At 71.7% G+C, this 10,462-nt stretch carries 11 protein-coding genes; 9 read left to right on the top strand and 2 right to left on the bottom strand.

What is annotated here, in order from left to right:
- Positions 1 to 156 precede the first annotated feature (156 nt).
- Both AB0C36_RS22300 and AB0C36_RS22305 read left to right on the top strand, forming a co-directional pair.
- The gene (locus AB0C36_RS22300) at positions 157 to 1,299 is read left to right on the top strand and encodes a carboxylate-amine ligase (RefSeq protein WP_358356589.1); all 1,143 of its coding nucleotides are present in this window, start codon (positions 157 to 159) and stop codon (positions 1,297 to 1,299) included.
- Positions 1,296 to 2,279, top strand: a complete 984-nt coding sequence (locus AB0C36_RS22305) for an iron-containing redox enzyme family protein (RefSeq protein WP_358356591.1) — start codon at positions 1,296 to 1,298, stop codon at positions 2,277 to 2,279. Before AB0C36_RS22300 ends, AB0C36_RS22305 begins: the two co-directional genes overlap by 4 nt.
- A gap of 88 nt (positions 2,280 to 2,367) precedes the next feature.
- Here the strand turns inward: AB0C36_RS22305 and AB0C36_RS22310 are convergent, their stop codons facing one another.
- Positions 2,368 to 3,033, bottom strand: a complete 666-nt coding sequence (locus AB0C36_RS22310) for an HAD family hydrolase (RefSeq protein WP_358356592.1) — start codon at positions 3,031 to 3,033, stop codon at positions 2,368 to 2,370.
- A gap of 147 nt (positions 3,034 to 3,180) precedes the next feature.
- Here AB0C36_RS22310 and AB0C36_RS22315 point away from each other — a divergent pair, with 147 nt between their 5' ends.
- From AB0C36_RS22315 to AB0C36_RS22340, 6 genes are all read left to right on the top strand, one after another.
- Positions 3,181 to 3,831 carry a hypothetical protein gene (locus AB0C36_RS22315; RefSeq protein ID WP_358356594.1) on the top strand — a complete coding sequence of 217 codons (651 nt, stop codon included), beginning with the start codon at positions 3,181 to 3,183 and terminating at the stop codon, positions 3,829 to 3,831.
- 67 nt (positions 3,832 to 3,898) lie between these two features.
- On the top strand, positions 3,899 to 4,843 hold the full coding sequence (gene sigJ / locus AB0C36_RS22320) for an RNA polymerase sigma factor SigJ (RefSeq protein ID WP_358356595.1): 945 nt from the start codon (positions 3,899 to 3,901) through the stop codon (positions 4,841 to 4,843).
- Positions 4,844 to 4,930: 87 nt separating this feature from the next.
- The gene (locus AB0C36_RS22325; protein ID WP_358356597.1) at positions 4,931 to 6,211 is read left to right on the top strand and encodes an NAD(P)/FAD-dependent oxidoreductase; all 1,281 of its coding nucleotides are present in this window, start codon (positions 4,931 to 4,933) and stop codon (positions 6,209 to 6,211) included.
- Between the two features lie 189 nt (positions 6,212 to 6,400).
- Positions 6,401 to 6,784 (top strand): YrdB family protein, encoded by a 384-nt coding sequence (locus tag AB0C36_RS22330; RefSeq protein WP_358356599.1) that lies wholly within the window; start codon positions 6,401 to 6,403, stop codon positions 6,782 to 6,784.
- Between the two features lie 253 nt (positions 6,785 to 7,037).
- On the top strand, positions 7,038 to 8,018 hold the full coding sequence (locus tag AB0C36_RS22335; protein ID WP_358356600.1) for an NAD-dependent epimerase/dehydratase family protein: 981 nt from the start codon (positions 7,038 to 7,040) through the stop codon (positions 8,016 to 8,018).
- On the top strand, positions 8,015 to 8,461 hold the full coding sequence (locus AB0C36_RS22340) for a nuclear transport factor 2 family protein (protein ID WP_358356602.1): 447 nt from the start codon (positions 8,015 to 8,017) through the stop codon (positions 8,459 to 8,461). The genes AB0C36_RS22335 and AB0C36_RS22340 overlap by 4 nt, the downstream gene beginning before the upstream one ends.
- Positions 8,462 to 8,526: 65 nt before the next feature.
- Here the strand turns inward: AB0C36_RS22340 and AB0C36_RS22345 are convergent, their stop codons facing one another.
- Complete coding sequence (locus AB0C36_RS22345; protein WP_358356604.1) at positions 8,527 to 9,186, bottom strand: TetR/AcrR family transcriptional regulator; 660 nt, start codon at positions 9,184 to 9,186, stop codon at positions 8,527 to 8,529.
- Positions 9,187 to 9,396: 210 nt separating this feature from the next.
- Between AB0C36_RS22345 and AB0C36_RS22350 the strand changes: the two genes are divergently transcribed.
- Positions 9,397 to 10,462 (top strand): serine hydrolase domain-containing protein (locus AB0C36_RS22350; protein WP_358356606.1); only part of this gene is annotated, 1,066 nt, incomplete at its 3' end.

The raw sequence follows: 10,462 nt of genomic DNA on the forward strand, positions 1-10,462 counted from the left end.
GCTCATGCATCGTGTGCGTGTTGTGCCGTTCCGCGGTGGCCGTCGGCCGCCGGGCCGTTTGCCTCGGTCCCGAAGCAGGTCTCTGAGCCGGTCCCGCCGCCGATCCCCGTACCGGGGGTTGTCCTGCGGCGTCGGTCGAGTCCGGGAGGGGCGGCCGTGAGCGGGTCCGCCGTGGTGCCGTGGGGCGCCACGCTCGGGGTCGAGGAGGAATTCCTCACCGTCGACCCCGGCACCGGGATGCCGGTGCCGGCTGCGGCGGCGGTCCTCGGCGGGGTTCCGGCCGGCGCGGCGGCCGCGGAGTTGAAGCCCGAGTTGCTCGCCTGCCAGGTCGAGGCGGCCACCGGCGTGTGCCGCACGCTGGGCGACGTCCGCGGTCAGGTGACGCAGGCCCGTGCGGCGTTGGCGGCGTCCGCGCATACGCAGGGCGTCGCCGTGATGTCCGTCGGGTTCGCGCCCGTCATGGCCGACGGGCCGCTGCCCCTCACGCCCGGCGAACGCTACCTGGCGATCGAGCGCCTCTACCGCGGTGTCGTCGACGACTACGCCGCGTGCGGACTCCACGTCCACGTCGGCGTGGCCGACCGCGAGACGGCGGTCGCGGTGGTCAATCACTTGCGGCCATGGCTGGCGACGTTGCAGGTGCTGACCGGCAATTCCGCCTTCTGCCGCGGCCGGGACACCGGGTTCGCAAGCTGGCGAACTGTCGTCCAGAGCCGCTTCCCCGGGTTCGGCGCACCGCCCTGGTGCGCGGACGCAGCCGCCTACGACCGGGCGATGGGCCGGCAGGCCGCGTTCGGGACCACCGTGGACCCGCAGATGACGTTCTGGTCCGCACGCCCGTCCGAGCACGCTCCCACCGTCGAGGTACGCGCCGCCGACGCCGTGCCCACCGCGGACGAGGCGGTGCTGCACGCCGCCTTGGTGCGTGCGCTGGTGGTGCGAGCCCGCATGGACCTGGACGCGGGCCGGCAGGCCGCCCCGGTGGACGACGCGGTCATCGCCGCGGCCATGTGGTCCGCCGCGCGCCACGGACTGCGGGGGCCCGCCGTCGACCCGGCTCGCGAGCGGCAGATGCCGGCCGCTGTCATGGTCCACGCACTGCTGGCACATGTCCGCGACGCACTCGACGAGTTCGGCGACCGCGACGAGGTCCACCGCCTCGTGTCGCACATACTGGAGCGCGGCACGGGAGCGGAACGGCAGCGCGCGGCGGCTGCTTCCGGCGGAATCGCCGCCGTCTGCGAACTGGCCGGCCTCCCCCAATCGACCTGTGCGGACCCGTTGCCGGAGGCGTCGTGACCGATCCCCGTTTGCCGCGCCCCCGCGGCGCCGTCTCGCAGACTCTGCTGGACACGCTGCGGCGGCCCGCGGGCAGCGCCCTCGCCCCGCCTCCCGCTTCGTTCGACCCATGGTCGGACGACGCCCAACTCGCCCTATACGCCTGCTACGAACTGCATTACCGCGGCTTCGCCGACGTCGACCCGGCCTGGGAATGGGATCCCGGCCTGATCCGCGTACGCGCCGCTCTCGAGGAGGCCTTCCTCGACGTCCTCCGCGCCGGAACCGGCGCGGACGAGGACGCGGAGGCAGTCCTCGCACCGCTGTTGACGGAGCCGGACGAGGGGTCGGGGATCTCCCACCACCTCCTCCGCGACGGCGACCTCGACCAGTTCCGCGAGTACGTGATCCACCGCTCCGTCTACCACCTCAAGGAAGCCGACCCGCACGCCCTGCTGATCCCCCGGCTGACCGGACGCGCCAAAGCGGCCGTGGTCACCGTCGAATTCGACGAATTCGGGGGAGGCCGCGCCGAGCGTATGCACGCCACTCTGTTCGCGGATCTCATGCGGGGGCTTGGCCTGGACGACGGTTACGGCCACTACCTCGACAGGGTTCCCGCGGCGATGCTCGCCGTGGTCAACCTGATGTCGACGTTCGGCTGGCACCGCGGCCGTCGCGGCATGATGGTCGGCCACTTCGCAGCCGCGGAGATCAGCACCCCGCCGAGCGCGGCACGGCTGGCCCGGGCACTGGACCGGCTCGGCGTGGCGGACCCGGCATGCGCGCTCTTCTACACCGAGCACGTCGAGGCCGACGCCGTACACGAACAACTCATGCGCCGGGAGGTCGTCGCGACAATGCTCGCCGAAGAGCCTGCGCTCGAACCTGACATCGTCTTCGGCGTCCAGGCGACGGAACTGGTCGAGGAACGCTTCGCCGAGCACGTCATGACCGCCTGGAAGAACGGCCGAAGCTCGCTCTTGCCGCCCCTCGCGTGATCCGTCGCCCAGGCTGGCGGCCACGTGCCATCAGCGGCGCGGAAGACCGGGCATCTGGGTCGGGTATGCGGGCCGGGCGGCGGTGCCGTCAGGCGAGCGGCGTCTCGTCCAGCGCCTGCGCGAGGTCGCCCGGCGTGTCGTAGAGGGCGACCGCGCCGGCCCTCGTGAGCTCGTCGTCCCCGAAGCCGCCGGAACGCACGACAATCGCCGGCATCCCGGCCCGTTTCGCCGCCTCGACGTCCCACACCGAGTCGCCGACCACCACGCTCGACGCGTCGGCCGGCTCGCCCAGCTTCTTCAGCGCCACCTTCAGCAGGTCCGGCGCCGGCTTGGACGCCTCGACGTCGGCGCTCGTGGTCCAGTCGTCGACGATGCCGCGCGCATCCAGCTTGTCCAGGAAGGCGTCCACGTGGCGCTGCTGACCGGAGCTGGCCAGCACCAGCCGGTGGCCGCGCTCCTTGACGGCCAGCAGGAGTTCGCGGGCGCCGGGCAACGGCGCCATCTCCTCCAGCAGCGCGTCGACCTCCTTGCCCTGCCGCTCCCGGGCCCGGTCACCCACCCGCCGCTCCAACTCCTCGCCGCCGAGAGCCGTGAGCAGCTGGTCCCCGCCCATCCCGATGAGCCGGTGCAGCCGCCACACCGGGTAGGTCTCGCCCACCGAGCGCAGCGCCCGGTACCAGGCGAGCGCATGCTGATAGTTGGAGTCGATGAGCGTCCCGTCGATGTCGAGGACGGCAATGGCGGAGTCGGTCATCGTCGGCGGGTACCCGCGCACCGGGCGCGCAACCGTACAACCCGGTCGGCGTACGTGCGGGCGGCGCCCGGCGTACGGCCCACGGCGATCCGGAACGTGCGCCGTTCTTGCGGTTCCGGCGACAGTCGGGGGCGCTAACGTCCGGCCATGACTTCTCTGGACGAATCCCAGGCCATTGCCGTGCGTCGCAAGCCGTTGTCGGTCGCGCTCGTCGGCCGACTCGTCGATTTGGCCCGTGCCGACTGGGACACGGACACCGTCTCGCGGTTCCTGGACGAGTGCGGCCGGCGCACCGGGCTCGTCCCGGGAGCGCGGCTGACCGACACCGGACACCCTCTGAAGTCGTTGGACCCCGACCTGGCGGCTGCCGAGCATCCCGGGTTCCTGCTGGAGTTCGCCTACCACCACCCTGACGCCGACGACGAGTACAGCGAGGACTTGCTCGGTGCCCAGTTCCCCTGGCCCGACTGGGCGGCAACCCCCGCGGGGGAAGCCGGCGCGTCCGCCTTCGCCGCGGCGTGGGCCGACGCCGAAGCGATGCTCGCCGCGACGCTGGGCGCGCCCGAGGTGCGGTTCACGCACGACACCGGGCCGGACGGGTGGAGTTTCGCCGCGTGGCGGGTCGCAGACCGCGCGCTCGTCCTGGCCCAGGGCGAGGAGTTCGGCACATACGGCGAGTTGGAGATGGCCGCGGTCTGGCTCGTACCGCACCGAGCGTCCACGCCGTTCCCCGGCGCGGCCGACTTCTACGACTGGCTTGTCAGCTCCTCCACCGACAGGCCTGCCGACGACGCTTGAGCGTGTGGTCGGCCTGTTCACCCGGCCCGGTCGCGAGCGGCCCGGGCCTATGGCCGAACATTGCCACATGTCGCTCAGTTCATACGAGGTCGATCTGTTCGAGAGCTCCCGGGGCCGGTTGGAGGCCATCGCCTACCGGCTCCTCGGGTCGGCGGGCGATGCCGAGGACGCGGTGCAGGACACCTTCCTGCGCTGGCACGCCGCGGACCGGTCGCAGATCGAGACCCCTGTGGCATGGCTGACGAAGGTGCTCACCAACCTGTGCCTCAACCAGCTCACCTCGGCGCGCGCCCGGCGTGAGACGTACGTCGGCCAGTGGCTCCCCGAGCCGGTCCTTGCCGGCGACCCGATGCTGGGTCCGGCCGACACCTTCGAGCAGCGCGAATCCGTCTCCATCGCGATCCTGACCCTCATGGAGCGCCTGTCGCCCAACGAGCGTGTGGTGTACGTGCTGCGCGAGGCGTTCGGGTACACGCATCGGGAGATCGCCGAGATGCTCGACCTCACCGAGGCGAATTGCCAGCAGATCTACCGGCGCGCCCGGCTGCACGTCGGCGCCGGGCGGGCCCGTACCGAGATCGACACGGCCGCCGCGGCGCGGATCGTCGAGCAGTTCCTCGCCGCGGCCCTCAGCGGCGACACCGAGCCGTTGATCAGGCTGCTCGCCGACGACGCGGTCACCGTGCCGGACGGCGGCGGCCGGATCGCGGCCCGCAGGACTCCGGTCCACGGCGCGGTCGCCATCGCCCGCTACGTGCGCGGACTGTTCCGGCCGAACGACCACAAGCGGGCCTTCGTCGGCGTCGCCCCCGTCTTCTACGCCACCGTCGTCAACGGCGCCCCGTCCGTCCTGATCGAGGTCCGCGACCAGGTCTTCGGCGTCTTCTCCCTCGATGTGACGCCGGACGGCATCTCGGCCATCCACGTCCAGGTGAACCCCGACAAGCTGCGGCACATCACCCGCCAGTGGGCGGCCACCGGGCCGCATGCGCCGCTCGCCGTGGAGTGGTGACCCAGGTCACATTCGATTCCTGTCAGGGATCGCGCCGCTGTCCGGTTCAGGGAGCGCAAGCAACCGGAGCCGGACAGGAGCGCCCAAATGAACCGCACCAGCCGCACCAACAGCAAGCACCGCGTCCTCGTCCTCGGAGCGGGGTACGCGGGAGCCATCACCGCCGGCCGTCTCGCCAAGCGCGTGCACCACGACGAGGTGGAGATCACTCTGGTCAACGCCGAGCCCGACTTCGTCGAACGCATCCGCATGCATCAGCTCGCCGGCGGCCAGGACCTCCCCCTGCGCCCGCTGCGGGACATCTACGCGGGCACCGGCGTGCGGGTCCGCATCGCGCGGGTCGGCTCCGTCGACGCGGACCACAAGACCGTCGAACTCACCGACGAGAACGGCACCGAGGCCCTCGGCTACGACACCCTCGTGTACGCCCTCGGCAGCACCGCCGCCGCGAGCGAGGTCCCCGGTGTGGCCGAGTACGCCCACAACGTCGCCGGCAGGCAGGGCGCACTGCGTCTGCGGGCGAGGCTGGCGGAACTGGCCGCGTCGGCCGATCCGGCCGAGCCCGCCGAACGAGCTGAGCCGGCCGATCCGGCCGAACGGGCTCCGGGGGCGAGCGTGCTGATCGTGGGCGGCGGCCTGACCGGTATCGAGGCGGCCGCCGAGATCGCCGAGGCGTACCCGAACCTGCGCGTCGGCATCGCCACCCGAGGCGGCCTCGGAGACTGGCTCGGCGAGAAGGCCCGGCACCACCTGCGCGGTGCGTTCGCCCGGTTCGGCATCACGGTCCACGAGGACACCGACGTCACCGCTGTCGAGGCGGACCGCGTCCGGACCGGCGCCGGCGGGGAGATCCCGGCCCGGGTCACCGTGTGGGCCAACGGTTTCGCCGTACACCCGATCGCGGCCGCCAGCGCCTTGGAGGTCTCCGACACCGGCCGGATCGTCGTCGACGCGACGCTGCGCTCGGTCTCCCACCCGGACGTCTACGCGGTGGGCGACGCCGCGTACGCGATCGGCGCGGGCGGCAAGCCGCTGCGCATGTCCTGCGCCGCGGCGAACCCGATGGCCTGGCTCGCCGCCGACGGACTCGCCGCCCGCCTGACCGGGCGCAAGGCCCCGGAGACCGAGATCGGCTACAAGTTCCAGTGCATCAGCCTCGGCCGCCGTGACGGGATCGTCCAGCACGTCACCCGCGACGACCGGGCCAAGCCCAAGGCGATGACCGGACGAAACGCCGCCCGCGTCAAGGAAATGATCTGCTCCGCCACCACCTGGAGCCTCACGCATCCGACCAACATGATGCCGTCCCGCCGCCACCGGATCGCGGTCCCGGCCCCCGCGGTTCGGCCCGAGCGCGTCACGGCGTGACCCGCCCCCGAACCACGCGGTGCACCGCGCGGCGCCGAGCCTGCCGGCGCCGCGCGACCGCCGGCCGAAGGAAGCGTCGGTTCGGGGAACCGGCAACCGGAGATCCGGGGGGCAGGACGGCCCGTTCGTCGACGTGCCTTCCGGCAGGCGACCGTCGGTCACCGGGAGCCTGCTGCCACGATGGTGATCATGACGATTCGGAGTCTCAACGCGTTGGGGCGGTTCGCGCTGGAACTGTGTGCTCTGGCGGCTCTGGCCTGGTGGGGTGCGCACGTCGGGCCGGGACGGCTCGGCAGCGTGGCGCTGGGCATCGCGTTCCCGGCCCTCGCGGCCGTGGCCTGGGGCAACTTCGTGGCGCCGCGCGCGCCGCGATACTTGCCCTTGTCCGGCCGGGTGGCTGTCGAGGTCGCCTTCTTCGGCACCGCGGCTGTCGGGCTCGCGGCGATGGGTCACTGGCTGCTCGCGGCCGTGTACGGGGTGGTGGCAACGGCCAACACGGCGCTGCACCACGCGTGGCGACAGGACGACGAGGCCCGGAGGGCGGTGGCCGCGCGTCCGTCACGCGCGCGGTGAGACCAGGAGCCGGGAACCGACCCCCAAACGCCTGATGATCGCTGCTGCGAACGAACTGGACCAACGCCGCTCGATATTGCGCGCGGCCTGCGTTGCCCTGCGCGGCGCCGCGCGGACCCGCGCGGACGAACACCTCGCGGGCGCGAACCCACGTATGACTCTTGAACCTGTGGATCAACCCGGGTAGAGATCATGGTGAAGGACGACGGCCCGCGACACCCGGTCATTCGAGCCGCCCGAAGGGGAAGCACCAGTGCCAACCGTCTTCGTCACCGGCGCCACCGGCCTCATCGGTGCCAACATCTGCCGTCGCCTGCGCGAACGCGGCGACGATGTCCGGGCGCTGGTCCGCCCGGGCAGTGAGAGCGTCCCGTTGCGCGAACTCGGCGTCGCGCTGGTGGAAGGCGACATCACCGACGGCGCGAGTGTGCTGGCCGCCGCGGACGGCGCCGAGTTCGTCGTGCACTCCGCGGCGGTGCTCGGCGGCGCGTCGCAGGATGCCGACGAGCACGCACGCGTCAACACCGGAGGGCTCGGGCACGTCCTGGACGCCGCCGAGACCATCGGCGCGCGGCGTACCGTGGCCTTGGGGACGACCACGTACTTCGACTACACCGACCGCCCGCTCAGCGAGGATTCGCCGCTGCTCGACACACCGCCGGGAGATCCCTACTCGGTGTCCAAGCGTGCCGCGTTCGTCGAGGTCATGCGCCGGGCGGCGGCAGGGCTCGACGCATGCGTGGTCATCCCCGGCGGCACGTTCGGACCGTCGCCGGTGCCGGGCCGCGCGCTGGAAGCCCCCAGCTACAATTTGCGCATCCTCATGGCCCTCAAGGGCGAGATCGACTCCACGGTGCACTTCCCGATCCCGTGGTCGTACGCCGACGACGTCGCGGCCGTCACTGTCGCCGCCCTCGACCGCGGCCAAGCGGGACAGAAGTACCTGGCCTTCGCGCATCCGGAAGACGTGTGCAGCATGGCCGAGTTCCTCAATCGCGCAGGCGAACTCGCGGGATCCGCACACCGGGTACGGGACATCACCGCCGATCTTCTCGCCGACGACCCGGAACTGCAGCGTCAGTCCGGTCCGAGCCTCGTCGCCCTCGCCAACCGCACGTTCCCCACGCCCTACTACACCGACACCGTGACCCGGGCGCGCTTCGGGCACACCCCGCTGCGGCTGGACGAGGCCCTGCGCCGCACCCTCGACTGGCTGGAGGCCACCCGACGATGAGCGACCTCGCCGAACTGCTGTGGGCCGAACGCTGCGCGCTGCGCCTGCCGAAGCTGTACGCGCGGGGCATCGACCGGCGCGACTGGCCCCTGGTCCGCTCGTGCTTCGGCGACGACGCGTTCGTCGACGGCTCCCGCGACGCGCTCGCGATCGACGCGTACCTGGAACACCTGCGACCCGGCGTCGAGTTCTTCCCGGTCACCATGCACTTCATGGGTAACCAGCTCGCCGAGATCGACCCGGGAGCCCGGACCGGGAGGGTCGAAACGTACGCCGTCGCGTATCACTTCAAGGGCGAGCCGGCCGGCGCCGACCACCCGCAGAACCTGGTCGTCGGGGTGCGCTACCACGACGAGGTCGCGCTCGTGGACGGCGATTGGCGCATCGTGCGCCGCGCCGTCTCGGGCGACTGGCGCCAGGGCCCGTACCCCGAACTGACGTAACGGGGCCGCCTCGCCACGCTTGTTCCGCTGCCCTGATCGCGGGAGGGGGCGTGCGCGCGGGCCGGCTAAGCCGGGGGAATTGCTGCCTCGATGTGGGTGAGGTGGGCGGCGAGGATCTCTTCGAACGCGGCGTGGCGGTCCGCCCCGAGAGGGCGGACTTCGCGTCCGAAGTGGGCCAGCGCGGGGAAGTGTTCGGGGTCGGCGCCGAGTACCGTGACGCGGAACAGCTCCATGCCCTGTTCGTACTCTTCGGGGGTGATGGCGCTGACTCCGGCTTCGGAGGCGACCAGCGCGGCGACCAGGACCGCGAGCCGGTGGTAGTACGCCGGGACTTTCTCGTCGGGCAGCCCCGACGCGCGCAGGGCCTGCAACACCTCTTCGGCGACCAGCCGGGAACCGGCGCCGCCCGACGCGTACCGTCCCCAGATCGCGGCGAGCTGGGGCTGCCGTCCGAAGGCCTCCCGCACCCGCAGGGCAAGGGACGTGATGCGCTGCTTCCAGTCGCCCTCGGGACGGTAGCCGTCCATCGCGGCCAGGAGGATCCGGTCGGCGACCGCCCGCATTAGCTCGGTCTTGCTGCGGAAGTGCCGGTAGAGGCTGGAGGAATCGGTCCCGAGGGTCGCGGCGAGCTTGCGCACGCTGAACGACTCGGTGTCGCTCGTGCGCAGCAACTCCGCTGCCGCGTCGAGGATCTCCTCGGTCGACCAACGCCTTCGACCTGCCATTTCGCCCCTCTCGTCGGTCTCAGTCTAGCCCATGCGCCCGGCCATGCACTTGGCATTGCACTTTGCGTTGCACGCGGTGCGTGCATAATGAGGACATGGGCGTGCCGAGCGACCCGGCGGCAAAGGGGTCGACGTGTCACGCGCGGCCTGTCACCCGGGTCGGGCGACCGGCGTGGAGCGCACTCCGAGCAGATCGAAAGGACGCATGACATGAAGAACGCACTGGATTCCGCGGCGCTGGACGCCGCCCTCGAGAACGTCCACCGCGCCGGGATACCGGGCCTGTTCGCCGAGGTCCGGGACGGCGACCGGGTCTGGCGCGGCGCCGCCGGGGTCGCCGACGTCGCCACCGGTCGTCCCGTCACCGCCGACATGCGGCACCGGGTCGGCAGCGTCACCAAGACCTTCACCGCGGCGGCGGTCCTGCAGCAGGTCGAGAGCGGTCGAATCGGTCTCGACACACCGATCGGCCGGTACCTTCCGAAGCTGGTCCCCGGACAACGCGGTGACGCGGTCACGGTCCGGATGCTGATCAACCACACCAGCGGCTTCGCCGAGTTCCTCCCGTACGCCTACCCCTCGCTGAAGGCGTTCCCCGTCCTCGCGGAGATCGGGCCCGAGAGCCTGGACGACCACCGCCACACGCGGTTCGACCCCGACGAACTGATCGAGATGGGGGTGACCGCACCTGCCGTCTGCGCCCCGGGCGGCGCGCCGGGGGTGTACTCCAACACCAACTACCTGCTCCTCGGTCGGCTCCTGGAACACGTGACCGGCACCCCGGCCGAGCAGTACATCACCCGGAACGTCATCGAGCGCGCCGGACTCCGGGACACCGAACTCCCCACCGGACCGTACGTCGACGGGCCGCACTCGCAGCTGTACGAGGCGTGGTTCGGCATGATCGACCCGCCGCGCGACTACAGCGTCTTCGAGATGTCGTACGCGGGACTGGCCGGCTCGCTGATATCCACCGTGGCGGACATCAACCGCTTCTACGGCATGCTGCTGGCCGGAGAGATCGTCAGCCCTTCGTCGCTGGCGCAGATGCAACGTACCGGCCCGGTCATCTCCCAGGAGGGCAAGGTGATCGACTACGGGCTCGGCCTGCATCCGATGGAGGGCCCGGGGCCGGGCACTTTCTGGGGTCACGGCGGCACGGTCTGGGGCGGCGGAACGCTTGCCATGACCCGCGCCGACGGCAAGCGGCAGATGGCGGTCGCGGTGAACCTGCAGAGGTGGAACCGGCTCGACGCCTCCGGTAGGCCGCAGCCCC

The sequence above is a fragment of the Streptodolium elevatio genome, from assembly GCF_040649515.1.
In the GTDB taxonomy this organism is placed as follows: domain Bacteria; phylum Actinomycetota; class Actinomycetes; order Streptomycetales; family Streptomycetaceae; genus Yinghuangia; species Yinghuangia elevatio.

Bases quoted from the DNA above. Each gene is read 5' to 3' on its own strand.
- AB0C36_RS22310 (WP_358356592.1), bottom strand. From the start codon at position 3,033: ATGACCGACTCCGCCATTGCCGTCCTCGACATCGACGGGACGCTCATC.
- AB0C36_RS22315 (WP_358356594.1), top strand. From the start codon at position 3,181: ATGACTTCTCTGGACGAATCCCAGGCCATTGCCGTGCGTCGCAAGCCG.
- sigJ (WP_358356595.1), top strand. From the start codon at position 3,899: ATGTCGCTCAGTTCATACGAGGTCGATCTGTTCGAGAGCTCCCGGGGC.
- AB0C36_RS22325 (WP_358356597.1), top strand. From the start codon at position 4,931: ATGAACCGCACCAGCCGCACCAACAGCAAGCACCGCGTCCTCGTCCTC.
- AB0C36_RS22330 (WP_358356599.1), top strand. From the start codon at position 6,401: ATGACGATTCGGAGTCTCAACGCGTTGGGGCGGTTCGCGCTGGAACTG.
- AB0C36_RS22340 (WP_358356602.1), top strand. From the start codon at position 8,015: ATGAGCGACCTCGCCGAACTGCTGTGGGCCGAACGCTGCGCGCTGCGC.
- AB0C36_RS22345 (WP_358356604.1), bottom strand. From the start codon at position 9,186: ATGGCAGGTCGAAGGCGTTGGTCGACCGAGGAGATCCTCGACGCGGCA.